A 25,303-nucleotide genomic window follows, 5' to 3' on the forward strand; every position below is an offset into this window, starting at 1 on the left:
GGCAAGGCTAGGGGGCATGGATGACCGTCTCGCCGTACTGCTTCCCGTCGCCGCCGTCTGGCTCGCCGCCGGACTGGTCGCGGAGGGCCTGCCCGGGCTCGACCGCGCCCGGGCGCTGCGCCGGCGTACCGGATGGTTGTCCGCCCTGGTGCTGACCGGCCTCGCACTCACCGCGGCGGTCCTCGCCGCGGGCCTGCAACGCGCCGACGGCACCACTGTGGACCGCGCCGCCGCCGCGCTCGGTGTCGCGGCGCTTCCGGCGGCCGTGGTGGCGGTCTGCACGGTACGGCGGGTCCGGCGGCTGCGGTCCGGCGCGGGCGCGTTCGCGGCGGCACCGGGCACGCCCGCCCCGCACGGACTGCGCGCGGCGGCCGCGCACCCGCTGATCGCGCTGCCTCTCCAGGTGACGGCGATCGCGGTGCTGGTGGCGGTGCTGCCGTCGGTCGGGGTCGACCTGTTCGCCGCGCCGGGCGTCGCCGGGCCGGTGACCACCGTCGGGGTGCTCGGTGCGTGCGCGATCGGGGTACGCCACGCGCTGCGGCACAACCGGCTCGCCGAGCGGGCGATGCCGGCGGCCGAGGCGGTGTCAGCGCGACCGGCTCGTGCCCTGCACGTATAGCAGTTCCAGGATCGCGCGGGTCGCCTCGAACCAGCGGTCCAGCCAGCCGGGCGGGGGCACGCTGCCCTTCGGGGGCAGCTCCATCAGCAGGCCGCGCAGCAGTGGATGGTCCACCAGGGACTCCTGCTGCTCGACCGGCCAGCCGCTCGGCGGGAAGGACGGCTCGGTGAGCGGGTTCGGGTCCAGCGACGGCAGGGACAGCGGCGCCGCGGCCGGCTCGGGGACGCTGCCCTCGCGCGCGTCCTCACCGTCGCCGGAGACCACCTCGGTGAGGACGGTGTCCCGGCGGGCCCCCCGGTACTTGCCACCGAACCGCTCGGGCTTGCCCGGGCCGCTGGTGAGGTTCTCTGAACCGATCGTCGTCATCCGTCTCGCCTGCCTCGTTCGGTTGCCGATCCGTGCGGTTCAACGAGGCGGATCGGAACTGGCGACGGGTGCCCGCCACCGCACGGGCCCGGGAACGCGAATGGTCCCGCCCGGCGGCGCTGCCGGGCGGGACCACACTTCGTTGCCGGTCAGCTCCGGCCGAACGCGCCGCCTCGCGCGCGGGCGACGAAGGCGTGCCAGTCACCCGGAGCGAAGACCAGGGCCGGGCCGGCCTTGTCCTTTGAGTCCCGCACTCCGACCGCCCCGGTCACGTACGCGACCTCGACGCAGTTGTCGCAGTTCGGCCCGCTCTTCGAGCTCTTGAACCACGTCGCCTGCGTCAGGTCCACGGGGAACTCCTTGGTCGCCATTTCCACAGTGGCTCCTCTGCCAGTCTCGCGATGTATGCGACGGACTCCTCCGGGCGCATGGCCGCTGCTCGAATGTGATCGAAGATGAAGCTGTACTTCTGAAGTTCGTCGCTCTTCTCCAGGAAGAGCCCACCCGTGGCGTTCTCCGCGTACACGACATCGGGATCACTCGGCTCGGGGAAGCTGAGAATGGTGAAGGTCCCGTCCATGCCGGCGTGCGCTCCCACCGCGAAGGGCAGGACCTGCACCGTCACGTTCGGCAGTTCGGCCACCTCCACCAACCGCTTGAGCTGACCACGCATCACCGCGTCGCCGCCAACCGGCCGACTCAGCACCGCCTCATCGAGCACCACCCACAGATCGACCGGATCATCCTGCGTCAACAACGACTGACGGCCCAGACGGACACGCACCCGTTGGTCGACCTGATCGTCGGTGATGTCCGGACGGGCCGCGCGGATCATCGCGCCGGCGTACTCCTCGGTCTCCAGCAGCCCCGGCACCACCTGCTGCTCGTAGGTGCGGATCGAGCCGGCCGCCGCCTCCAGGCCGACGTAGGCGCCGACGAGCACCGTGCTGTACGGATGCCACCAGCCCTTCTGCCGGGCCTCCCGGGCGATCTGCACCAGCTCGTCGCTCTCCGCGCCGACGATCCCGTAGATGCGGAGCATGTCGCGCACGTCGCGCGGGGTGGCTGTGGTGTGGCCGGTCTCGATCCGGGAGATCTTGGACGCGGAGCACTCCAGCTGCTCGGCGACCACCTCTATGGTGATGCCCGCCGCCTCGCGCTGCCGGCGAAGTTCCGCACCCAGCCGGCGTCGCCGGATGGTAGGGCTGCGCCGTTCGGTCACGGCGCCATCCATCGGCTGGCGGGACCACGATTCACAGCTACCTCCGGTCGGTCGCGCCCCGATTCGGAACCCACCGCGGGCGCGACCGGGGCGGCGGGCGAACGTTCGCGGCAGGGTGGTGCCAGTCGTCGACCGGCCGCGACGGGCGAAACCGGCGTCCAGTGTGCCGTTCTGGTGCCTGACGCTTCAAGTATCGCCGATTGCGTGTCCGACTCACCTATCGGCAAAAGTCGACGTGCAACTTGCATGTCGCACGTCCCTGATGCAGGCTGTCCGTATGGCACGGGTTACTCACCGTCTTCGCTTGATCTCCGGGCGTGGTGGCACCACGGTCCGCGGGACGGCCGGAGGGGAGCCGTCCCGCGCCGTGCGACCTGTCCCGGAATGAAGACCCCGTCGCTGCACGCCAGCTTGGCTGCGGCGGCGGGAGCGGTAACCGGGAGCAGCCGGGTGATGGTCGGGTGGCGGTCCGCCACCGCGGGTACTGCCCGACCACCACCGACCCACAGACCGTCGGTCCACGAGGCAACCCCCGTCACCGGACCGCACCGACCCGATCCGCCTCGCCGGTCCCGGCCGGCCGACCCTCCCAGGAGCCCATGTGCTTCCCCGCTCCGGTGACGTACTGCACGTGACTCGCGCGGCGAGTGTCCAGTTCCTCAGACCGATCATGTTCCGGGTCATCCGGGTGCTCGACTGGCCGACCTACGACGGTTGGCTCTGGCTCGAAGGCTACGAGTTGAACGCGGCGGGGGACGCGGTCAGCCGGCGGTCGATCTTCGTACTCCAGGAGGGGTTGCGGCAGCTCCAGGCCGCGCCGGCTCCGCGGCAGCACACCGTGCGGACGGCCCGCCGCCCGGTGGTCCGGACTCCGGTCCGGATCGGCTGACCTGCCGATTCCCGGTCGGGTGGGCGTGCCGTCGCCATAGAATCGGTACGCCCACCCCGGCACGTTCCACCCCGCGCGCCATGGACCCCGAACCTGGGATGGTCATGGTCAATCTGCCCGCCGCGCGGCGGCACCACCGCTTCCGTGTCGGCTATGCCCTCGGTCTCTTCCTCTTCCTCGTCACCGCGACAGCGCTCGCGCTCGCGGTACGCCACCCCGCCTTCTCCGCCACCCAGCAGCTCGCCGAGCCGGTGCCGGCCCCGGAGATCACCGTGGCCGGTGAGGACGGCCGGACCGAGTCCGATGCGGCTCGATCCGATGCGGCCGGTTCCGGCCCGGCGGCGTCCGACACGGCCGACGACCAGGACGGCTGGGCCGCCACCGACACCTCACAGGACGAGGACGACCCGCCGGCGGGCACCGGGGGCGGCGAGGGCACGCTGGCCGAGCGGCCGGCCGCCGGCACCGACGACCTCAGCCGGTCACTGTTCTACTCCGGGCTGCTCGGGCTCGCCATCTCGCTGGCCGGGCTGGGCCTGGTCGGCACTCGCAGGCGCCAGTGGTGACCTCGGATGCTCGGCGCCGTGAACCTCAGGGCGTCGTGGTCGTCGCCGGAGCGGAGCCCGGCGTGCTCGGACCGCTCGTCGGCGGAGCGGGTACGGCCACCACGATGGTGACCCGGTCGTCCTCACCCACCGGGTAGCCGGCCTCCGGATCGGTGGCGATCACCGTACCGGCCGGGCGGTCCGACGCCCGCCGCTGCACCCGGTAGTCCACGTCCAGCCGATCGAGCGCCGCGCGGGCAGCGGCCTCCGGCAGCCCCACGAGCGGCGGCATCGGCACCTCGACCGGCGCGGTGGTGGCCGGCATGCTCGGCGGTGAACTGCTCGGCGCGGCACTGGTCGGTGCGGCGGTCGTCGGGGCGGCGCTCGTCTGCGCCGAGATGCTCGGCACCGGCGGGCCCGGATCGGAGTCCCGGTCGGCGGCACGCAGCGCCAGCCACACCCCCACCCCGATCAACGCGAGCAGAAGCAGCGCCAGGATGCCGAGCAGAATCGGCATCCACCAGCGGCGCCCGGCCTGCTCCTCGCCGTACCACTCGCTTCCGGGCTCGGGATAGCCCGCCGGCCGTGGTGGCGGCACCCCGGCCCGGCCGGACCAGGCACCCACCGGTTCCTGCGGGGTGGTGGCGTCGAGCGGACGGCCCGGCACCGGTGGCCCGCCCTGTCCGACCGGGCCGCCGGGCAATGGACGGGTGGCGTCGCCCGCGTTCCGCGGCATGGCGCGGGTCGCGTCGGCGTCCTCCCCACCTGCGTTCCGGGGCAGCGCCCGGGTCGCGTCCGCGTCACCGGCGGGAGATTCCTGACGGTCGTCGCTCATGGCACGTCCTTTCCCCACCGGGACGGGGCGCACGGCCCTCGATCGTCCACCGTAGCGGGCCCCGGCCCGCTCGGCCGGGATCAGCGCGCCCGCGCTCGTCAGGGAGTCGGCGACGGCGACGCCGCCGGCGGCGTCGACACCGCATTACCGCAGGTCAACGTGACCTGGTCGTTCCACCGGGCAGTGCTGCGCGCCACCGGATCCTGGGCCGTTACCGGGCCCTGGCGGCCGGTGGCGTACCGGGGATAGAGCCCGGCGTCCACCAGATCGTCTGCCGCGTCGGAGCAGGACAGCGTGTCCACGGCGGGCACGGTGACGGCCGGCGCCGGGCCGGAGACCCACACGGTGACGGTTATGCCGCGTTTCACGGGGGTGCCGGGCGGCGGTGAGGCGCGCTCCACGGTGCGTCCGGTGCCCGTACCGAACACCAGTCGCCAGCCGAGCCGGCGCTCGCGCAGGTCCCGGCGGGCCTGCTCGAAGTCGGCGCCCACCACCTCGGGCACCGTGAGCCCGGCCGGGGCGCTCGTGCGCGTGCCGGTGGGCGAGGCGGTGGCGGTCGACGGCGCTGTGGACGGGGAGGCCGACGTGGGCGTGGCGCCGACCGGTGGAGTGCCGGCGGGCGCGGCCCGGCGCTCCGGCTCGCCGGCCAGGATCCAGCCGACGCCGGCGCCGATCACCGCCAGCAGGACCACGGCCAGGCCGCCGCTGACGAGCAGCCTGGCCCGCCCCGGGCGGGTGCCCTCGTCTGCCGGTTGCTGCTCGTCCGTCATGCTCCCTCGCCCCGATCATCGACGACCGTATCCCTTGCCGCCAAGCGGTCACGGCCCGTCGCTACGACTCGCCGCGCCGACCTCGGGACGTTACGCTCCCCGGCATGGTCAGACGGGGCTGGGGAGGATCGACAGCCGCCGCGCTCGGCGTCGCCGCCGGCGCGGGCGCCGCGCAACTCGGGTTCGGGTACGGGCTGGGCATCATCGACTGGTCGCCGGCCGGCGCGGTACGGGACGAGGCGGCCTGGGTGGCGAGCCTCGCCTGGGCGACCTGGATCGCGGCGACCTCGGTCGTCGTCGGTGCGGTCTGCGCCCAGCGCCTGCGCGGTCACGACGAGGAGCCGCAGGCCGCGCCGCCCCGGCTCGGGCTGGCGCTCGCCGCGGGTGTCGGCGCGCTCGTCACCGTACTGCTGGTGGCGGTTCCGGCGCGGGCGGCCCGGGTGCCGGACGTCTCCTCGCCGCAGGCCGTCGCCGCCGCGTACGCGGGTGCCGGGCTGGTGCTCGGCGTGCTGCTGGCCGTCTGGGCGCTGCACACCCGTGCCGCCGCCACCAACCTGATCGCCACCACCGGCTGGCTCTGGCTGCTCGCCGTGGTGTCGGTGGTGGACGGTGTGGTGGCCGGCCGTGGCCTGACCACCGCCCAGCTCGGCATCTGGCAGATCAGCGCGGACCGTGGCGCGTTCTGGATCCGCGACTACTTCTACTGGCCCGGCGCGCTGCTGTCGGTGCTCTCCGCTCTGGTGATCGGCCTGGTGGCGGCGCGGCGAGCCGCTCGCGCACCGGAGATCCGGGTCGGCGCGGCGGCCTCCGGGGCGGCCGGACCGCTGCTCGTCGCGCTGGCGTACCTGCTTGCCGTACCGCGTCTGGCCGGGATCGCCGCGGAGCAGTTGTCGGCCCATCTGATCGCCCCGTACGCGGTGATCGCGGGCGTCGGCGGCTCGATGGTGATGGCCGCGCTGGCCCAGCGCGGCGATCGCCGTAGCGCCGAGCGGACGGCTGCGCCCCGCCGGCGCACCGGTGAGCCGGATCCGATCGGCGCGGAGGCCGAGCCGGTCGCCGCGGACCCGGCCGAGCCGGGCACGCCCCCGTCGGACGCGTCGACGTCCGACACGTCGCAGTCGAACGCGGCAGCGTCGACCGTGGCCGGCGCGGCAGCGTCGGGCCGGTCGAGCACGTCGGCGTCCGCCCTGTCCGGCACGTCGGCGTCGGGCCGGTCGGCGTCGGATCTCGTGGATGCGGCAGTGGAGGACGCACCGGGCACGGCACCCGGCCGGCCAGAGGCGAATCGTGGACATGCCACCCGGTCCACCACCGGCCGTCGCAGCCGGGCCGTGCCCGCGCAGCGGCAGCCCGAGGCATCCGCGGAGGTCGTGCCGGCCGGTCCGAGCGCCGAGGGGCCGGACCCGCAGAGTACGGCCGCAGCGCCCCAGGACGACTCCTCCTCCCCGACCACGCCGTCCCCGACCACGCCGTCAGGCCAGACCGATCCGCCGGCCACCGGGAGCACCCGCCGTCGAGGCCGCTGAAGCGACACCCGCGCGGGGCGGGCGGGGCGGGGTGACAGGGTCAGTCGACCGGCCAGGTGTGGACGGGCTCGTTGCCGCGCTGGAGTTCGGCGTACCGCTTGACCATGTGGTGCAGCGCGGCCTCCCGATCCAGGCCCCGGTGCCGCTCGGCCGTCCACACCGTCTCGGTCTGCCAGACCGCGCCGTTACGGCCGGTACGGCAGCGGCCCTCGATCACACCGAGCAGGCGGTCCCGCTCGGCGGGCGCGACGCCGAACCGGTCCAGCCCTTGCTCGGCCACCGGGAGCAGCGTGTCCAGGACGAGCTTGGTGACCGGCACGTCGCCGAGCCGGGGCCAGTGCAGGACCGCCTCGATGCCGCGCCGGGCGGCGGCGTGGAAGTTCTCCTCCGCCGAGCTGAACGTCAGCTGGCTCCAGATCGGACGATCGGACTCGGCGAGGCCGCGGGCCAGCCCGAAGTAGAACGCCGCGTTGGCGAGCATGTCGACCACTGTCGGTCCGGCGGGCAGCACCCGGTTCTCCACCCGCAGGTGCGGGCGGTCGTTCATGATGTCGTACACCGGACGGTTCCAGCGGTAGACGGTGCCGTTGTGCAGTCGCAGCTCGCCGAGCTGTGGCACGCCACCGGCGTGCAGCACCTCGACCGGGTCCTCCTCCTCGCAGATGGGCAGCAGCGGGGGGAAGTAGCGGACGTTCTCCTCGAACAGGTCGAAGATCGAGGTGATCCAGCGTTCGCCGAACCACACCCGGGGGCGTACGCCCTGAGCCTTCAGCTCGTCCGGGCGAGTGTCGGTGGCCTGCTGGAACAGCGCGATCCGGGTTTCCGCCCAGAGCTGCCGGCCGTAGAGGAACGGCGAGTTGGCGCCGACGGCGACCTGCACGCCGGCGATGGCCTGGGACGCGTTCCAGTAGTCGGCGAAGCTGTCCGGCGCGACCTGGAGATGGAACTGGAGGCTGGTGCAGGCGGCCTCCGGCGCGATCGAGTCGGTGTGCGTACGCAGCCGCTCCACACCGTTGATGTCCAGCTCGATGTCCTCGCCCCGGGCCCCGACGATCTGGTCGTTGAGGACGCGGTACCGCTCGTTCGTGGAGAGGTTGTCGGCGACCAGGTGGCGCTCGGTGAGCGTGGGGAGGATGCCGACCATCATGATCGTCGCGTCGGACTTGGCGGCCCGCTCGTCGGCGCGGCTGAGGCTGCTGCGCAGGTCCTGCTCGTAGTCGGCGAAGCCGCCGCCCTCGATCAGCCGGGGCGAGGCGTTCAGTTCGAGGTTGAACTGTCCCAGCTCGGTCTGGAAGAGCGGGTCGGCGATGTCGGCCAGGATCTGGTCGTTGCGCATGGCCGGTTCAGCGGCGGCGTCGATCAGGTTCAGCTCGATCTCCAGCCCGGTCATCGGGCGGTCGGCGTCGAAGCCGAAGTCGTCGAGCATCAGCGCGAAGACGTCCAGGCACCGCCGCACCTTCTGCCGGTAGCGGACCCGATCCTCGCGGGAGAAGGCGCCCTGCTCGACGTCTCTGCCCATGTGTCCTCCCGGCGCCGGTGCGACGGAACCGTACCCGTTCCGCAACGCATTGTGAACCATTCGCGTGATGGGCGTAAGTGCGCCCGTGCCGTCGTCCTGCTGGGCGGGCGACAGGTCTGCACCTGTACCCCGTCACCACCGTCACCAGCACATCCGTGCGGAGAACGTCACATGACGATTCGCACCGCCGGGGCGTACACAAGAAGGGCCCGCACCGTCGGCGGACGGTGCGGGCCCCACGGGCCGGTGCCGGGCTCAGCCCTGGCGGATGGCCTCGCCCTCGATCTCGATCTTGATCTTGCGGCCGACCAGGACGCCGCCGGTCTCCAGCGCCACGTTCCAGGTCAGGCCGAAGTCCTCCCGGTCGATCTCGGTGGAGGCGGAGAAGCCGAAGATGTCCTGCCCGAACGGGCTGCGGCCCACGCCCTCGAACTCCACCTCCAGCTCGACCTGGCGGGTCACGCCCTTGATGGCCAGCTCGCCGGCGAGCACGAACTCGTTGCCCTCGCGGGACTTCACAGCGGTGCTGCGGAACTCCAGCGTCGGGAACTGCTCGGCGTCGAGGAACTCCGGGCTGCGCAGGTGCGCGTCACGATCCGCCTGGGCGGTGTTGATGCTGGCCGCCTGGATGCTGGCGGTGACCGAGGACTGCATCGGGTCGTCGGCGACGGTGATGGTGGCGGTGGCGTCCGCGAACTCACCGCGTACCTTGCTGACCATCATGTGCCGCGCGACGAAGCCGACGCGCTTGTGCGCGGCGTCCAGCACGTAGGTGCCGGGGGTGGGGATGGTGAGACCCTCCCAGTCGCGGGTAGTCGCCTCGGTGCTGCTGGTCATGATGCTCTCCTCCGGAGAAGAATGTTTAGGTGCCCAACGACTGACTAAGCAACTATAGTTTAGACAATATTCCCCGTGTCAAGTGTTGCTAGGATGGTGGCGTGGACCAGAACGTGTTCGACGACCCCCGGATCACTGCCGTCGGCCTGCTCGTCGAGGCGCACGCCGGGCTCGCCGCCCGGTTCGCCGCCCAATTCGAGGAGCACGGCCTCTCTCCGGTCGAGTTCGAGGTGCTGACCCGACTCGCCCGCTCACCCAACAACCAGTTGCGGATGACCGACCTGGCCGCACAGACCTCGCTCTCCACCAGCGGTGTCACCCGCGTGGTGGACCGAATGGAACGGGACGGGCTGATCCGCCGGCGTGCCTGCCCGTCCGACCGGCGCAGTTCCTTCGCGGTGGTGACCGCCGCGGGACTTGGCCGGCTGGACGCCGTGCTTCCCGGCCATCTGCGGATCATCGAGCAGTGGTTCACCAGCCAGCTCGATCCGGCGCAGCTCGCCGGGCTGCTGGACGGGCTGCGCCGGGTACGCGACGCGGTCCATCCGGGCGCTACCGCCGGCAGCACCGACCTGGCCGAGGACGTCGCCTGACGGCCTGCGACGGCTACCCGCCGGTCACCGGCAGAATGACCGGCAGAATCGGCCAAGCGGTCAGACAAACCAGCATAAGTAATCGCGAATCGATCGTCCGACCTCGATAGTCTTCCCGAGCGCGGGGGGCACCGGGGGGTGCTGGCGCGAGCGTTGAGCGAGGGGCAGCACCAGGGGGCTACTTCGCTCGTGCCACCCCCGCGCCCTCCACCGCCCCGCGCCCGGGCCGTCGCAACGCTGACAGCGCTCATCGCGCCCGACGACCCATCAGGGAGAACAGCAACTCCTCCTCCTGCGGCAGCAGGCTGACGCCGGTGACCCGCCGCGCCGCGTCCAACCGGTCCAGCACACCAGGGTCGGCGGTGCTGACCGCCAGCCCCACGAGCGCCTCGACCAGATCCCGCCGGTCGGCGACGCCCTCGGCCGCGTCAGCCGCCGCGGCGAACCACTCCGCCGCCAGATCCCGATCCCCCCGGCGCAACGCCACATGCCCCTCGATCAAACCGCGCAGCGCGTCCCCGGTGCGGGCGTCCCCGGCCGAGCCTGGCGCGTCGAGCATCTCCACCGCCGGTGGCCGACGACGGTCCGGCACCGCCCCCGACGGCCACAGCTCGGCCACGGTGGCCAGCGCCTCGTCCACGCGCCCGGCGTGGGCAAGGGCCAGCCCGACCGCGCCGATCGTCCGGCGCCGCCGCCCGGGATCGCCCAGCTCCGTGAGCGCGGACGCCACCCGGCGCCCCTGCTCGACCGCCTCCGCGTACCGGCCCTCCAGGCGGGTCAGCTCGGCCTGATCGGCCCGCGCCAGCACACGCAGGCGCTGGTCACCGCACTGCGCCGCCAGCCGGTCCACGGTGGCCAGCCGCCGCCGGGCACCGGCCAGCTTCGCTTCGCGTACGTCGTGCCAGGTGAGGTGCGACTGGGCCACGGCCATCTCGCGTACCCGGTGCTGCCGGGTGGCCGCCGCCAGCGCGGCCTCGGCCTGCGCGCGGGCCTCGTCGTGCGCGCCGAGCCCGGGCAGGAGCGCGCAGAGCACGGACCGGGCGGACAGCTCGCCGGTCACGTCGCCCGCCTCGGTGAAGATGACCAGGGCAGCCCGGGCCGCGGGCAGTTCCTCCGCGCCCGCGCCGTGCTCGACGGCCAGCCGGGCCGCGCCGATCATGGCCCAGGCCCGCAGCGTGGGCCGGGCGCCTGCGGTACGCGGATCGGCGAGCAGCCCGCGCAGCCGGTGCCGGCCGGAGACGTCCCGCCCACGCAGCCGCCACCATCGCGGCAGTGAGGCGGCGAGAAGGAGAGCCGTCTCCGGCGCGTGCTCGGCGGCGTACGCCAGCGCGGCGGTGATGTCGCTCGTCACCTCGTCGAGCACGTGCACCGCGCCGGCCATCCGCGGGCCCACCAGCCCTGGCGCGGTGCGGTTGACCAGACCGGCGATCACCGAGGCGTGGCGCGACCGGACGCGGTGGGTCTCGCCCTCGACGTCGGCCTGCTCGGCGGCGAAGTCACGCACGGCGTCCAGCAGGCGGAACCGGAACCGGCCGGTGCCGCGGACGCTCAGCAGGCCCAGCTCGCGCAGCCGGTCCAGCATCGGCGCGGCGTCCCACCGCCGGCCGCCGTCGGCGAGCAGTTCCTCGGCCAGCTCGACCGACCAGCGGTTACGGAACGCGGACAGCCACCGCAGCGCCGTCCGGTCGGCGGACGCGAGCGAGTGATAGCTGGTCGCCACCGCGTCGCGCAGCGTCACCCTGCCGGCGGACGGGTCGGCGGGCTCCCAGCCCGGGCGTACGCCGGTCAGGTCCAGGACGCGGTCGCCGTAGCGGTCGAGCAGTTCGACGACGTCGAGGATGCGTCCCCGTGCCGCCATCAGCTCGATGGCCAGCGGCAGTCCGCCGAGCCGGCGCACGAGCGCGGCGAGCGCCGGCAGCTCGGCCGCTGTGGGTGGTTCCGGGCGGACCTGGGCGAGCCGGGCGGCGAACAGCGCCGCCGCCGGCCAGCGGTCCAGGTCGGCGGCGTACGCGGGTTCGACGCCGGCCGGTGGCACGTCGAGCGGCGCGACCGGCCGGACCAGCTCGCCGGGCAGGCCGGCCGGGCGGCGGCCGGTCACCAGCACCCGCAGCGTCGGCGCGGCGGCGGTCAGCGCACGCAGTGCCCCAGCCACCGCGTCCGGCGCCCGGTCCACGGCGTCGACGACCAGCAACGCCCGCCGGTCGCCGATCCGGCAGGCGAGGTCGGCCAGCCGGTTCACGCCGAACATCGAGGTCGACGCGGCGAGCACGTCGGCGGTGTCCGAGCCCTCGCCCACGAGCACCCCGGCCACGCCCGCCGGATGCCGGGCCGCCACCACGTGCGCGACCGAGACGGCCAGCGCGGTCTTGCCCACCCCGGCGAGCCCCACCAGGCTCACCACGGGGTACGCGTCGAGCAGGCCGGACACCTCCGCCACGTCCCGCTCGCGGCCCAGCAGCGGTACGGGCTGGGGCAGCGCGACCGGCGGATCGTCGGTGGCACCCGTGGCGGGCGGGCGGAGTGCCGCGGGCCGGGCGGAGTCCACGAACTCCCGCCGCCGCTCAGCGGTCAGACCGAGCGCGTCGGCCAGCAGGTCGACGGTGGTGCGCTGGGGCCGGGTGGCGCGTCCCCGTTCCAGGTCGCGGACCGTCCGTACGCCCACGCCGGCCCGGTCCGCCAGCTCGGCCTGGGTCAGGCCGACGGCGAGCCGGTGCCCGCGTAACAGTTCGGACAGACCGGCGCGACCGCCCGGGCCCCGCGCACGGTCATGATCCGGAGTCATGGCCACGAAGAGTACGGATGGAGTCCGACGCTCCACAGCCCATCGTCAACCACCCGACCGTCCACCGCCGTTATCCGACAGGACGAGGACGCGGGTGAATGTCACATACCGAGATCGCGCGCGATGATCATGCGCTGCACCTCGCTGGTGCCCTCACCGATCTCCAGGATCTTGGAGTCACGCCAGAAGCGGGCGACCGGGTACTCGTTCATGAAGCCGTACCCGCCGTGGATCTGCGTCGCCTCGCGGGCGTTGTCCACCGCGACGGTGCTGGCGTGCAGCTTGGCGATGGCCGCCTGACGTTTGAACGGCTCACCGGCGAGCATCCGGGCCGCCGCGTCGTAGTAGGCCAGCCGGGCGGTGTGGGCCTTCATCTCCATGTCCGCGATCTTGAACTGGATGGCCTGGTAGTTGCCGATCGGCTGACCGAACGCCTGGCGCTCCTTCGCGTACTTGATCGACTCGTCGACGCAGCCCTGGGCCAGGCCGACGGCGAGCGCCGCGATGGCGATCCGTCCCTCGTCCAGGATACGCAGGAACTGGGCGAAGCCCCGGCCGCGCTCGCCGAGCAGGTTGGCCGCCGGCACCCGGCAGTCGTCGAACGTCAGCTCGTGCGTGTCCGACGCGGTCCAGCCGACCTTCGAGTAGCCGGGCGCGACGGTGAAGCCGGGCGTGCCGGACGGCACGATGATCGTGGACAGCTCCTTGCCGCCGTCCGGCCGCGTACCGGTGACGGCGGTGACAGTGACCAGCGCGGTGATGTCGGTACCGGAGTTGGTGATGAAGGCCTTCGAGCCGTTGATCACCCACTCGTCCCCGTCCAGGACCGCGCGCGTCCGGGTGCCGCCCGCGTCCGACCCGGTGCCCGGCTCGGTGAGCCCGAACGCGGCCAGCGCCTCACCGCTGAGCAGCTTCGGCAGCCACCGCTCCTTCTGCTCCTCGGTGCCGAACCGGTAGATCGGCATCGCGCCGAGCGACACCGCCGCCTCCAGCGTGATCGCCACGCTGGAATCCACCCGGGCCAGCTCCTCCAGCGCGAGACACAGCGCGAAGTAGTCGCCGCCCATGCCGCCGTGCTCCTCCGCGAAGGGCAGACCGAACAGGCCCATCTTCCCCATCTGACGGACGATCTCGTACGGGAAGGTGTGCCGCTCGTAGTGCTCGGCGATGGTGGGCGCGACCACGTCGCGGGCGAACTCCCGCACGCTGGAGCGCAGCGCCTCCTGTTCGTCGCTGAGCCGGAAGTCCATCTGATCCTCCTGGTGGGACGGCGGTGCGGACGGGCCGGGCGCTCGTGACGCCGGTGCGTGGGTCGGTCAGACCGGGGTGACGCCGTGCCGGCGCCGGGAGAAGTGCCGCTCCTTGCCGCGCGCGGCGGCGAACCGGCGTACCAGCTCGACGCGCAGCTCGTGCGGCTCGACGATCGCGTCCACCACCAGCTCACTGGCGAGGCGGACCACGTCGATGTCGCGCTCGTACTCCTCGCGCTTCGCGGCCACGAACGCGGCCCGCTCGGCCTCGTCCTCGATGGCGGCGATCTTGTTGGCGTAGACCGCGTTGACGGCGGCCTCCGCGCCCATCACCGCGATCTTCGCGGTGGGCAGCGCGATCGTGGCGTCCGACTCGAAGCCGGGGCCGGCCATCGCGTACAGACCCGCGCCGTACGCCTTGCGGACCACCACACAGATCTTGGGTACGGTCGCCTCGGAGATCGCCGTGATCATCTTCGCGCCGTGGCGGATGATGCCCTGCTTCTCCACCGCGCTGCCGACCATGAACCCGGGCACGTCGCTGAGGAACAGCAGCGGCACGTTGAACGCGTCGCAGAGCTGCACGAACCGGGTCGCCTTGTCGGCCGAGTCGACGAAGAGCACGCCGCCCTTGAACATCGAGTTGTTGCCGATCACACCGACGACCTCGCCGTTCAGCCGGCCGAACCCGATGGTCAACTCCTTGGCCCAGAGCGCCTGGATCTCGAAGAAGCTGCCCTCGTCGAGCAGCCCTTTGACGTACCGGCGCATGTCGAACGCCTGCCGCTCGCTGGCCGGGACCAGCGCGGCCAGGTCGGCCTTCTCCGGCGCGGCCACCGCCTCGGCGGCCGGCGGGTCCTGCTTCCAGTTCGACGGCAGGTACGACAGGTAAGTCCGCACCACGTCGAGCGCGTCGTTCTCGGTCTTGCAGAGGAAGTGACCCACGCCGGACTCGGCGCAGTGCACCTTCGCGCCGCCCATCGCCTCCAGCGTGGTCTTCTCGCCGGTGACCATCTCGACCATCCGGTCGGAGCCGAGGTACATGCTGGCGTTGCCGTCCACCATGGCCACCACGTCGCAGAACGCCGGGATGTACGCCCCACCCGCCGCGCTCGGGCCGAACAGCGCGCAGACCTGCGGGATCGAGCCGGAGGCGCGGACCTGGTTCCAGAAGATCTTGCCGGCGCCGCGCCGCCCCGGGAACAGGTCGACCTGGTCGGTGATCCGGGCGCCGGCCGAGTCGACCAGGTAGACCATCGGGACGCCGGTCGCGTACGCCCGCTCGATGATCCGGATGATCTTCTCGACGGTACGCGCGCCCCAGCTTCCGGCCTTGACCGTGGAGTCGTTGGCCATCAGGCAGACCGGGCGCCCGTCGATGGTGGCGGTGCCGGTGACCACGCCGTCGGCGGGCAGCCCGTCGGCCATGGCGTTGGCGTAGAGCCCGTCCTCGACGAAGGAGCCCTCGTCGACCAGGTAGGCCACGCGCTCACGGGCGAACAGCTTGCCCTTCGCGGCGTTGGCCGCGTGGTACTTGTCCGCGCCGCCGGCGCGGGCGCGCTTGCGTAGCTGCTCCAGAGCCTCACCATCGAGCGTCACGCCGACTCCCGTTGCCACCGCCCGCGCAGGGCGCCACCGACCTGAACGATCGTTAGGCTACCCCAACGCCGCCCCTCCCGGCGACCCGCTGGCCCCCGCCCACTCCACCCACTCATCCACTCCCGTGGTCAAGGAGTTCGTGTCCTCCGGGCACCCGAACGAGGACACAAACTTCTTGATCAACGGGGTGGGGAGGGGCGAGGGCGGCGGGGAGGGTCAGGTCGGAAGGGGAGTCAGGCGGGTGCGAGGGCCGGCTCGGAGGACTCCGGACGGGAGCTTCTTGCCCACCAGGGTTTCCGCCAGTTCGGCGGCCTCGATCAGGGCATCCAGGTCGATGCCGGTGTCGATGCCCATGTCGTGCAGCATGTGCACCGCCTCCTCGGTGGCCAGGTTGCCGCTGGCGCCCGGGGCGTACGGGCAGCCGCCCAGACCGCCGACGCTGGCGTCGAACTCGGTGACGCCCAGCTCCATAGCGGTGAGCATGTTCGCCAGGGCGGTGCCCCGGGTGTTGTGGAAGTGCAGCAGCACCGGCAGGTGGGCGTTACGGTCCCGGACCGCCGTGACCAGTTCGCGGACCCGCCGCGGCGTACCCATGCCGGTGGTGTCGCCGAAGGCGACGCGGTCCGCGCCGTCGCGGGCGACGCGATCGACGATCGCGGCGACCCGGCGGGCGTCGACGTCACCCTCGTAGGGGCAGCCGAAGCTGGTCGCCACGATCACCTCGGCGGTGGCGCCCGCGCCGTGCAGCAGGTCGATCAGCTCGGCGATGTCGTCGAGCGACTCGTCCGTGGAACGGTTGACGTTGCGGCGGTTGTGCGTGTCGCTGGCCGAGACCACCACCTCGATCTCGGTGAAGCCGGCCGCCAGCGCCCGCTGCGCGCCCCGGGTGTTCGGCACCAGCGCGGAGTAGCGCACCCCGTCGACCTTCTCCGCCCGCTGCCACACCTCGTCGGCGTCGGCCATCTGCGGGATCGCCTTCGGGTGGACGAAGGAGACGGCCTCGATGCGCCGGACCCCGGTACGGGACAGCGCGTCGAGCAGCCGCACCTTGGCGTCGGTGGGGATGGGCTCCTCGTTCTGGAGGCCGTCGCGGGGACCGACCTCACGGATGCTCACGGATTCCGGACGTTGCGCCATCAGGTTCACCTCACTTGGTTCAAGCGTGACACCGGGTGGCGTCAGCGCATCCGGGAGACGATGCCGGTGTCGTAGTCGCCGGAGAGGAACTCCTGGTTCTCCAGCAGCTCGGCGAAGAACGGCAGGTTGCACTTCGGGCCGGCGATCTCGAACTGGGCGACCGCCGCCCGCGCCCGCTCGACCGCCTCCTCGCGGGTCGCGCCGCTGACGATCAGCTTGGCCATCAGGCTGTCGTAGAACGGCGTGACGGTGTTGCCGGCGACGTAGCCGGAGTCGACACGCACACCGGCGCCGGTCGGCTCGTTCCAGGTGGAGATCGTGCCCGGGCCGGGCAGGAAACGCTTCGGGTCCTCGGCGTTGATCCGCAGCTCGATGGCGTGACCGCGCGGGGTGAGCGCGTCCGGGTCGAACGTCGGCGCCAGGCCGGACGCCACCCGCAGCTGCTCCTCGACCAGGTCGACGCCGTAGACGTACTCGGTGACCGGGTGCTCGACCTGCAGCCGCGTGTTCATCTCCAGGAAGAAGAACTCTTCGACGAGGGAGCTGTCGCCCTTGAAATCCCGCTCACGCGGGACCAGCAAACACTCGACGGTCCCCGCGTTGCGGTAACCCACCGCCTCGCCCGCCCGTACCGCCGCGGCCAGGAACCGCTCGCGCAGCTCCGGCGAGACCGCCGGGGACGGCGACTCCTCGACCAGCTTCTGGTTACGCCGCTGCACCGAGCACTCCCGCTCGCCGAGCGCCACCACCCGGCCGTCGGCCAGGCCGAGGATCTGCACCTCGACGTGGCGCACCCGGGGGAAGTACCGCTCGATGAGCACCGACCCGTCGCCGAACATCCGCTCGGCGAACGCGCGGACCTTGTCGTACTCGGTGCGCAGCGCCGTCTCGTCGGCCGCCACGCCCATGCCCATGCCGCCGCCACCAGCGGCGGCCTTGACCATCACCGGGTAGCCGATCTCCGCGGCGGCCACCGCCGCGGCCAGGTCGGTCGCCGGTTCGGTGGTGCCGGGCGCGACCGGGACACCGGCCGCCGCCATCAGGTTCCGGGCATTGATCTTGTCGCCCATCGCGCTGATCGCGTCCGCGCCGGGCCCGACCCAGATCAGGCCGGCCCCTTCGACGGTACGGGCGAAGTCCGCGTTCTCGGACAGGAAGCCGTAGCCGGGGTGGATCGCCTGCGCGCCGGTGCTACGGGCGGCGTCGAGGATCGCCTCCACGTTGCGGTAGCTCTGCGCCGGGTTGGCCGGGCCGACACAGACCGCCTCGTCGGCCTCGGTCACGAACGGCAGGCCGGCGTCGGCCTCCGAGTGGACAGCGATCGTCCGGATCCCGAGCCGCCTGCCGGTACGAATGATCCGCCGCGCGATCTCCCCCCGATTCGCGACCAACAACGATTCGATCATCTTCTGCACGGACATGACCCCTTCTCGACGCAAAGCCGGGGTCTCTTCTTAACACGCGTTAAGGTGCGCGCGGCGTGTCAGGCCGGATCGGTGGGCGCGAGCAGGGCCGCGAGGGTCGCGCCGCGCAGCAGTTCGGCACGGCGCCGGCGGTCCACCTCCCCGCCGAGGAACGGGGTCGAGTTCATCAGGCCGAACGCCGCGTGGGCGAGCACCCGGGCCGCGCCGTCGGGCAGGCCGGGGTGCAGCGCGGTCAGCACGGTGACCCATTCCTCGACGTACATCCGCTGGAGCCGGCGGATCCGGCGGCGCGGCTCGTCCGGGAGGCGGTCCAGCTCGTGCAGGTGCAACGCGATCACCGCCGGATGGGCCAGCGCGAAGTCGACATGGAAATCGATCAACGACTCCAACGCGGCACGCGGATCGCCCGGATGGGCGGCGGCCCGTTCCCGCCCGCCCGCGAGCAACCCCTCGCTCACCGGGATCAGCGCGGCGGCGAGCATCGCCTCCTTGCCGGCGAAGTGGTGGTAGAGCGCCGGCCCGGTGACCCCGGCCGCCGCGCCGATGTCGTCCATCGACACACCGTGGTAGCCGCGCGCCGCGAAGAGGCCGACCGCGATCTCCAGGATCTCGTCCCGCCGGGACCGCCGCCGGGCCGCACCCGCCGCCCCCCGTGCCTGCTGTTCCACCGCCACCGGCCCAGCCTAGACCTCGCGTACGAGCCGGGGCAGCCGCGGTGGACTGTTGCCCCGGCTCGCCGTCTCAGTCCTCCTCGATGCCGTGTTCGGCGCGGACCTTCGCCGCCTCGGCCTCCCGGCCCTGCTCGTCGAGCGCCCGGGCCAGCAGCCAGGCGGCCTGCGTGGCCGGGCGGGAACCGGCGGGCAGCCCGGCGAGGACCGGGCGCAGCAGTCCTTCGGCCTGCTCCGGCCGGCCGTCGCGCAGCAGCAGCTCACCGGTCAGCACCTCGACCTGCGCCGCCTCGCCGAACGCCTCGATCGACCGCAGGCGCTCCGGCACGCCGTCCACCCGGTCCAGGGCGGCGGTGATCCGGTCCTCGCCGATCAGCACCCGGGCCACCGCGTCGGCGGCCATTGCCCGCTCGTACGTGAGCACCGGCGGCTCGTCGGCCCCGCCCGGGAGCGCGGCCGCCGCCTCGTCCACCCGGTCGATCGCGGCCACCGCGGCCGGCAGATCGCCGGACCAGTGCAGGGCTAGCAGTTCCCGCCGCCGGGACCGCAGCTCGTCCACCTGATAGCCGGCCAGCCGCCAGGCGGTCGCCGCCGCGGCGAACCGCTGCGCGGCCAGGGCGTCCCGGTCGGCGTCGTAGAGCAGGCCACCTGATTCTTCGAGCACCTGCGCCCGATGGGGGAGGTTGTCCGGCCCGTCCAGGTTCTCGGCCAGCTTGTCGAGCGCGGTGAGCGCCAGGTCCGTCTCGCCCAGCCCCGCGTAGATGCCGGCCAGCAGGTGCCGGCACCGGTCCGCCTCGGCCTGCGCGCCGGCCCGGTCGAGCCCGAGCACCGCCTCCTCGGCCACCTCGGCGGCCTCGGTGAGCCGCCCGGCCACCCGGTACGCCTCGGCCAGCTCCCAGCGCAGCAGCGCGTCGCCGTCGAGCCCCTGCTCGACGCAGAGGGTGACCGCCTCGGCCAGATCCTCCACCGCCTCGCCGGCCCGGTCGGCGGCCATCAGCGCCCGGCCCCGGGTCACCCGCAGCGGCAGGTGGACGCCGGGCGGGGCGACCGACAGCGCCTCGTCACACGCGGCCACCGCGTCGGCCGGATCGTCGGCGGCTCGGGCGTACGCCAGGCAGGCGCCGATGAGCATGTCGGTGTCGCCCAGCTCGCCCGCCAGCCGGCGGGACCGCGCCGCCGCGTCCCGGAACTCCTCGGCCCGCTCCAACTGTTCCAGCACGTGCGTGCGGTGCAGCGCGACCCGGCCGGCCAGCCACGGATCGGCGTCGGCGTCCGGCTCGGCCCGGTCGAGCGCGTCGAGCGCCTCCGCCCACCGCCCGCGGTGCACGTGGGCCAGGGCGAGCCGGTCCCAGCCCGCGGCCCGGTCGCGCGGTTCGCCGTTCGCGGTCAGGTATTCGGCCGACTCCCGGGCCAGAGCCAGCCCTTCGTCCGCGCTCTCGTCGACCATGCTGAGCAGCACACCGAGCCGCCCGGCCACCACCTGCTCGCGCAGCGGATCCGGCACGTCCCGCCATGCGGCGAGCGCCTCCTGGTTGACAGCGATCGCCGCCGGCACGCCGTCGTCGTCCTGGGACAGTTCACCGGCCCGCAGCTCCAGCCGCCAGGCCCGGGTGCTCGCGGGCACGTCGGCGTCGCCGAACCGCTTGTCGTACGCGTGCAACGCGGCGCCCAGACCGTCCCGGCGGTTGGTGCGCCAGTAGTCCTCCGCCAGCCCCAGCAACTCGTCGGCACCGGCGTCGGCGGGCACGGCGACCGGCTGCGCGACGGCCACCGAAGCGTCCGAGCCGGTACGCGGGGCGGGCACCGCCGGGCGACGCATGCTCGCGGAGAGCGGCAGGTGCTCGCCGACCGGCCCGGCCGCCAGCTTGCGGGCGATCACCCCGGACTGGTGCGTGGTGCCGTTGCGCGCGTCGAAGCGCTCGGCCAGCGCCGTCGCCGTACCGGCCAGCTCGTCGGCGAGCGCGCCCGCCGGCACGTCCGCGGCCGGCCGCTCACCGGAGGCGCGGCGGTGCACGGTCAGCTCGGCCGGCACCTGACGCAGCGCCGCCGAGGCGGCGGCCGCGAAGTGCATCGCGGCGGCCGGGGTGGGCGCCCGGTCCAGCCAGTCCAGGTGCCGCTCGACCAGCTCCAACGCGCGCGCCTCGTTGCCGGTGACGGTGCAGAACTCGATGTGGTCGGCGATGTCCCACAGGTCGGCGAGGTGTCCGCGCACCCGCCGGTACGCCTCCCGGTGCGCGTCCCGCGCGGCGTCGGTCCGGCCGGTCTCCCGGTAGGGCGTGAGCAGCGCGGTGAGGATCCCCTGTGGCTGCTCGTTACAGGTCAGCCGGCCGGCGAGCACCGGCTCGGCCAGCGCCACCGCCTCCTCGTGGCGACCGAGCCGCACCAGGTGCGTGACCTGCGTGGTCGGGTCGCAGCCGGCGCAGTCGGAGAGTGCGTCGCGGGGCGTGGTCATCCACTTGCGGTACCACCCGTCCGCCGCCTCCTCGTCGCCCAGGTGCGCGGCCACCAGGTAGCGGTGCTTGTAGACCGCCTGGAGCGAGTGCCCGGACTCGCGGTAGCGCCGTTCCATGTCGTCGAGGACCGCGTACGTCCGGTCCAGCGGCAGCTCCGGGAACTTCACCATGGCGTTGACCATGTACTTGAAGAACCACAGCAGTTGGTGCGTGTAGCGCTGGTGGTAGGGCTGCGGATCCTTGTCGTACTCGGACAGGCACCAGGAGAACGTGACGAAGGACTTCGCCGGTTCGCCGCCGTAGACGTACGCGGTGGTGCCCATGATCCGGGCGGCGAAGGCGAGGTGCCGGTCGTCGCCCGCGTCGGCGCGGCGCAGCAACTGCTCCAGCGCGGCGATCTGCCCCGGGCCGTACGGCATGGATTCGATCTCGTGGTGCATGCGCCAGAGGTCGTCGTCAGTCACGGGTCTCTCCCGGTACGGCCCGGCCGAGGAGGCCGAGGAAGGAACTGTTCAGCAGTGCGGCGTCGGCCGCCCGGATCGGGTGGTGCCCGAGCAGCAGCGCCTGCCCGTAGAGCGCCTCGACGGCCAGCCCGACCAGCTCCGGGTCGGCGAGCGTGGTGACCCGGCGCACCAGCGGGTTGCGGTGGTTGAGCACCAGTTGCGGGCGGTCCGGCGGGGCCGTGGCGGCGAGCGCGTCGAGCACCCCGCCCCACAACTCATCGGCCTTGTCGCGGCTGGCGACGAGCTGGTCGTGGAACGCCGCCGAGCGGGACACCAGGTAGAGCGCGGGGAGCGAGACCGGGTCGTACGCCCGGATCACCACCTCGCAGCCGAGCCGTTCGAGGGCCCGCTGCGCGGCGGTGCGGAACGGCCGCAGGGCCAGCTCGGTCGCCGAGTCGAGGATCTCGAACCGGGTGGTCAGGTCGCTCGGCTCCAACCGCTCGATCAGCACCGAGCGATCCACGGTGGGCAGCCGCTCGATCAGCTCGGTGTCGTACGTGTAACCGCCGTTCACCAGGGCCAGGTCCTGCGCGGCGGCCACTGCGGCGAGCTGGCGGAACTCGTCCAGGCTGGCGGCGTACCGGAGCACGCCGTGGCGCTGCCGGAACTCGGCGAGCGTCATCGTGCCGACGTTGGTGTCCATCGGCCACCACTGGTCGACCAGCCGCAGCATCTCGTCGTCGTGCATCGCCAGCGCCTTGACCCCGAGGTGGTGCACCTGGAGGAACTCGCCGAGCCGGCGCGGGTCGTGCTTCGCCAGCCGGACCAGCCAGCCCCGGATCTGGTCGCCGAGCGCCTCCCGGACGGAGGTGAGCAGCGCGTCCTCGTAGAGCGCCTCGCGGCTGGCGGTGGGACGCAGCTCGCCGGCATCGATCACGCAGTGCGCGAAGAAGGCCCACTCGGGCAGCAGCCCGTCGGCGTGCTCGCTGAGCAGCATCCGCTTCAGGTAGACCCGGTGCCCGGTCCGGGCGGCCGGGTTCACCGCTGTGGGCAGGATGAACGCCACGCCGGTCAGGCCGGCCTCCGGCACCGACAGCGGCACCACGTCGAACGGGACGACCCCGAGCAGTTCCTGCGCGTACCGATGGAGGGCGACGCGGTCGACCGGCGCTCCGGGCGTCGTCGGCCAGGGCGGCGGGCCGGCGGTGGTCGGCGTGTCACCGACCCGGATGTCGACCGGCAGCAGGCTGCCGTAGAGACGGGCCAGCTCGGTGACGGTGGGTACGCCGAGCCACTGGTCGGCGTCGCGCCGGGGCACCAGCGTGACTGTGGTGCCGGGCTCGTCCCGGGCCTGCTCCGGTTCGGCGAGGCGCACCGCGTACCGCCCGTCGGACCAGCCCGTCCAGAGCACAGTGGGCTCGTCGGCGTGCCGGGTGACCACCCGGATCTCGTCCGCGACCAGGAAGCAGGAGAGCAGGCCGATGCCGAACTGGCCGAGGAACTCGTGCCGGGAGAAGCCCAGCTCGTCGCGCTTGGAGCTGCGGCCGATGGTGGCGAGCAGCTCGTGCACCTGCGCCTCGGTGAGGCCGATGCCGGTGTCGTGCACGCGCAGTGTGCCGTCGCCGGTCAGCTCCGGCGGCTCGATGCGGACCCGGGCCGGGGCTTTCGGCTCGGCGGACCGGCGCGCGGTGATCGCGTCGACGGCGTTCTGGAGCAGCTCGCGCACGTACACCCGCGGACTGCCGTAGAGGTGATGACTGAGCAGGTCGACCACGCCACGGAGGTCGACCTGGAAGGTGCGGTCCAATCGCGCTCCCGGTTCGGATTTCGGCGCTCACCGTACCGGTCAGCGCCGACAGTGTCCGTCCCGTCTCACCCTCGCCCCAACTCCCCGCGATCTTGCACTTTTCGCCCGGGCAAGGGCGTACACAAGGAACGGCGAAGGGGCCGCCACTGCAAGATCAGCGAGGTCAAGGACGGGGGCGGGAGGGAGTGGGTTCGAAGCCGGCCAGGCGGACGGCGATACGGTGGCGGGCCGGCGGCAGCGCGGAGACCACCCGGAGCAGCAGATTCCGCAGCGGTCGCACGGCCGGTGGGACGGCGGCGAGCCGGGTCAGCCCGGCGGCGAAACCGAGCACCTCCTCGGCGAGGGGACGGCGATCGGCGGCGTACCCGTCGAGGGCCTGCGGGCCGGCGGCGAGCGCGTCGCCGAGGGCGACCGCGTCCCGCAGGCCGAGGTTTATCCCCTGCCCACCGGCGGGGCTGTGCACGTGCGCCGCGTCCCCGGCGAGCAGCACCGGGCCGGAGCGGTACGTGCTCGCGATCCGGTGGTGGATCCGGAATCGGGACGACCACGCCATGCCGGTGATCCGGTCGGGCCGGCGCGCCGGACCGCGCTCGTCGAGCAGCGCCTGGAAGTGGTGCGCCTGCGGGTCGCGGGGCGCGTCGTCCACTGTGGCGACCAGCCGGACCGTGCCGTCGGGCAGCGGCGCCCAGACCAGCGGACCCTGCCGGGACAGGAAGAGGCTCACCTGGTCGCGCGGGAGCGCGCTGTCCACGTGTACGTCGGCGAGCAGGAACGACTCCCCGGGGTCGGCCGGGCCGCCGAAGCCGATGCCGGCGAGTTCGCGGACCCGGCTGTGCATCCCGTCCGCGCCGACGATCCAGCGTGCCCGGACCGCGCGGTCGCCGTCGAAGCAGGCGACGGCGCCGTCGGCGTCGAGGTCCAGCCCGGTCATCTCGTACGGCCGCAGCACGCGCCCGCCGAGCGCGGTGAGCCGGTCGGTGAGCACCGCCTCGGTCTCGGCCTGCGAGATCAGCAGCGCGTACGGGTAGCGCGACGGCAACCTGTCGAAGGGGACGGTGAGCAGTACCCGGTCCCGGCCGCGGACGCTGAACCGGGCCGAGCGCAGCCCTCGGGCGGCGAGCGGCGCGGCGATCCCGATCCGGTCCAGCACTTCGAGCGTTCCGGCGTGCACGACTGCGGCGCGTGACGTGACCGGCGGCTCGGCGAGCCGGTCGACGACCGTCGCGGTCACGCCGTGCCCGGCCAGCGTCACCGCCACGGCCAGGCCGGTCGGCCCGGCTCCCACCACGAGGACGTCAGTGTGTTCGGGCAGCATCGCTCCACCTCCGGGCTCGGGTCAACAACTGTTTGCCAACGCTTGTTGACCCCACTGTAGAGCCGATGTCAACACGCGTTGGCCTACAGTCGTGGACGTGACTGAACCCGCCACCCGCGCCCGCCGCTCGGACGCCACCCGGGCGGCCATCCTGCGCGCCGCCCGGGAACGCTTCGCCACCGACGGCTACGACCGGGCCACCATCCGGGCCATCGCCGCCGACGCCCGCATCGACCCCTCGATGGTGATGCGCTACTACGGCAGCAAGGAGGGACTCTTCGCCGCGGCGGCCGAGTTCGACCTGCGCCTGCCCGACCTGGCCGAGGTGCCGCCGGACCGGCTCGGCGAGACACTGACCCGGCACTTCGTACGCCGTTGGGAGGCGGACGGGACACTCGTCGCCCTGCTCCGGGCCGCCGCCACCAACCCCGGCGCGGCCGAACGGATGCGCGGCGTCTTCGCCGACCAGCTCGCCGCCGCAGTGGCCCGTTCCGTCGCCGACCCGGCGACCGCCGCCCGCCGGGCCGGCCTGGTGGCCAGCCAGATCCTCGGTCTCGCGCTCACCCGGTACGTCGTCCGGCTGCCGCCGGTGGTGGACCTCGACCCCGAGGAACTGACCACCTGGGTCGGCCCGACGATTCAGCGCTACCTGACCCAACCTTTGCCCCCGTCCCGCGCGTCTGGCGGGTGACGGAGGGAGGAGC

At 73.2% G+C, this 25,303-nt stretch carries 22 protein-coding genes; 6 read left to right on the top strand and 16 right to left on the bottom strand.

Annotated elements, in window-relative coordinates; all coding sequences use genetic code 11:
• The first annotated feature begins 16 nt into the window (after positions 1-16).
• Entirely contained in the window at positions 17-619 is a 603-nt protein-coding gene (locus ACFYON_RS17705) for a hypothetical protein (protein ID WP_387257235.1), read from the top strand.
• Here ACFYON_RS17705 and ACFYON_RS17710 read toward each other — a convergent pair.
• The 3 genes from ACFYON_RS17710 to ACFYON_RS17720 form a co-directional block, all read right to left on the bottom strand.
• Positions 587-985: a hypothetical protein gene (locus ACFYON_RS17710; RefSeq protein WP_387257233.1), complete on the bottom strand. Its 399-nt coding sequence runs from the start codon at positions 983-985 to the stop codon at positions 587-589. The genes ACFYON_RS17705 and ACFYON_RS17710 overlap by 33 nt on opposite strands.
• Positions 986-1,134: 149 nt before the next feature.
• Entirely contained in the window at positions 1,135-1,356 is a 222-nt protein-coding gene (locus ACFYON_RS17715) for a DUF397 domain-containing protein (RefSeq protein ID WP_099163142.1), read from the bottom strand.
• The gene (locus ACFYON_RS17720) at positions 1,326-2,207 is read right to left on the bottom strand and encodes a helix-turn-helix transcriptional regulator (protein ID WP_354866338.1); all 882 of its coding nucleotides are present in this window, start codon (positions 2,205-2,207) and stop codon (positions 1,326-1,328) included. The genes ACFYON_RS17715 and ACFYON_RS17720 overlap by 31 nt, the downstream gene beginning before the upstream one ends.
• Positions 2,208-2,808: 601 nt before the next feature.
• Between ACFYON_RS17720 and ACFYON_RS17725 the strand changes: the two genes are divergently transcribed.
• Positions 2,809-3,096: a hypothetical protein gene (locus ACFYON_RS17725; protein ID WP_354866340.1), complete on the top strand. Its 288-nt coding sequence runs from the start codon at positions 2,809-2,811 to the stop codon at positions 3,094-3,096.
• 98 nt (positions 3,097-3,194) lie between these two features.
• A complete protein-coding gene (locus ACFYON_RS17730) occupies positions 3,195-3,662 on the top strand; it encodes a hypothetical protein (protein WP_354866770.1) in 468 nt (155 codons plus the stop codon).
• Between the two features lie 25 nt (positions 3,663-3,687).
• Here the strand turns inward: ACFYON_RS17730 and ACFYON_RS17735 are convergent, their stop codons facing one another.
• Together ACFYON_RS17735 and ACFYON_RS17740 are read right to left on the bottom strand one after the other, a co-directional pair.
• The gene (locus tag ACFYON_RS17735; protein ID WP_387320924.1) at positions 3,688-4,476 is read right to left on the bottom strand and encodes a PASTA domain-containing protein; all 789 of its coding nucleotides are present in this window, start codon (positions 4,474-4,476) and stop codon (positions 3,688-3,690) included.
• A gap of 98 nt (positions 4,477-4,574) precedes the next feature.
• On the bottom strand, positions 4,575-5,246 hold the full coding sequence (locus ACFYON_RS17740) for a PASTA domain-containing protein (protein ID WP_387320926.1): 672 nt from the start codon (positions 5,244-5,246) through the stop codon (positions 4,575-4,577).
• A 104-nt stretch (positions 5,247-5,350) separates the two neighbouring features.
• Here ACFYON_RS17740 and ACFYON_RS17745 point away from each other — a divergent pair, with 104 nt between their 5' ends.
• Positions 5,351-6,772 carry a hypothetical protein gene (locus ACFYON_RS17745; protein WP_387320928.1) on the top strand — a complete coding sequence of 474 codons (1,422 nt, stop codon included), beginning with the start codon at positions 5,351-5,353 and terminating at the stop codon, positions 6,770-6,772.
• Positions 6,773-6,812: 40 nt separating this feature from the next.
• Here ACFYON_RS17745 and ACFYON_RS17750 read toward each other — a convergent pair whose 3' ends face one another.
• On the bottom strand, positions 6,813-8,291 hold the full coding sequence (locus ACFYON_RS17750; RefSeq protein ID WP_354866347.1) for a glutamate--cysteine ligase: 1,479 nt from the start codon (positions 8,289-8,291) through the stop codon (positions 6,813-6,815).
• A 255-nt stretch (positions 8,292-8,546) separates the two neighbouring features.
• Complete coding sequence (locus tag ACFYON_RS17755; RefSeq protein ID WP_355095378.1) at positions 8,547-9,128, bottom strand: YceI family protein; 582 nt, start codon at positions 9,126-9,128, stop codon at positions 8,547-8,549.
• A gap of 101 nt (positions 9,129-9,229) precedes the next feature.
• Here ACFYON_RS17755 and ACFYON_RS17760 point away from each other — a divergent pair, with 101 nt between their 5' ends.
• Entirely contained in the window at positions 9,230-9,721 is a 492-nt protein-coding gene (locus tag ACFYON_RS17760; protein ID WP_354866351.1) for a MarR family transcriptional regulator, read from the top strand.
• Between the two features lie 247 nt (positions 9,722-9,968).
• Here the strand turns inward: ACFYON_RS17760 and ACFYON_RS17765 are convergent, their stop codons facing one another.
• The 9 genes from ACFYON_RS17765 to ACFYON_RS17805 form a co-directional block, all read right to left on the bottom strand.
• Complete coding sequence (locus tag ACFYON_RS17765) at positions 9,969-12,503, bottom strand: ATP-binding protein (protein WP_387189493.1); 2,535 nt, start codon at positions 12,501-12,503, stop codon at positions 9,969-9,971.
• A gap of 101 nt (positions 12,504-12,604) precedes the next feature.
• Positions 12,605-13,753, bottom strand: coding sequence for an acyl-CoA dehydrogenase family protein (locus tag ACFYON_RS17770; protein WP_354866354.1), 1,149 nt, complete (start codon positions 13,751-13,753; stop codon positions 12,605-12,607).
• A gap of 66 nt (positions 13,754-13,819) precedes the next feature.
• A complete protein-coding gene (locus ACFYON_RS17775) occupies positions 13,820-15,352 on the bottom strand; it encodes an acyl-CoA carboxylase subunit beta (RefSeq protein ID WP_355014968.1) in 1,533 nt (510 codons plus the stop codon).
• A gap of 216 nt (positions 15,353-15,568) precedes the next feature.
• The gene (locus ACFYON_RS17780; RefSeq protein WP_387320930.1) at positions 15,569-16,489 is read right to left on the bottom strand and encodes a hydroxymethylglutaryl-CoA lyase; all 921 of its coding nucleotides are present in this window, start codon (positions 16,487-16,489) and stop codon (positions 15,569-15,571) included.
• A gap of 41 nt (positions 16,490-16,530) precedes the next feature.
• Positions 16,531-17,895, bottom strand: coding sequence for a biotin carboxylase N-terminal domain-containing protein (locus ACFYON_RS17785; RefSeq protein WP_354866772.1), 1,365 nt, complete (start codon positions 17,893-17,895; stop codon positions 16,531-16,533).
• A gap of 77 nt (positions 17,896-17,972) precedes the next feature.
• A complete protein-coding gene (locus tag ACFYON_RS17790) occupies positions 17,973-18,587 on the bottom strand; it encodes a helix-turn-helix domain-containing protein (protein ID WP_354866360.1) in 615 nt (204 codons plus the stop codon).
• Positions 18,588-18,654: 67 nt separating this feature from the next.
• Complete coding sequence (locus ACFYON_RS17795) at positions 18,655-21,498, bottom strand: hypothetical protein (RefSeq protein ID WP_355014966.1); 2,844 nt, start codon at positions 21,496-21,498, stop codon at positions 18,655-18,657.
• Entirely contained in the window at positions 21,491-23,284 is a 1,794-nt protein-coding gene (locus tag ACFYON_RS17800; protein ID WP_354866364.1) for an HSP90 family protein, read from the bottom strand. Before ACFYON_RS17800 ends, ACFYON_RS17795 begins: the two co-directional genes overlap by 8 nt.
• Before the next feature lie 163 nt (positions 23,285-23,447).
• Positions 23,448-24,599, bottom strand: a complete 1,152-nt coding sequence (locus ACFYON_RS17805; protein ID WP_354866365.1) for an FAD-dependent monooxygenase — start codon at positions 24,597-24,599, stop codon at positions 23,448-23,450.
• 91 nt (positions 24,600-24,690) lie between these two features.
• Here ACFYON_RS17805 and ACFYON_RS17810 point away from each other — a divergent pair, with 91 nt between their 5' ends.
• On the top strand, positions 24,691-25,290 hold the full coding sequence (locus ACFYON_RS17810) for a TetR family transcriptional regulator (RefSeq protein WP_354866367.1): 600 nt from the start codon (positions 24,691-24,693) through the stop codon (positions 25,288-25,290).
• The last annotated feature ends 13 nt before the right edge of the window (positions 25,291-25,303 follow it).

Origin of the sequence: Micromonospora sp. NPDC005686 (assembly GCF_042871665.1) — a bacterium.
Classification (GTDB): domain Bacteria; phylum Actinomycetota; class Actinomycetes; order Mycobacteriales; family Micromonosporaceae; genus Micromonospora.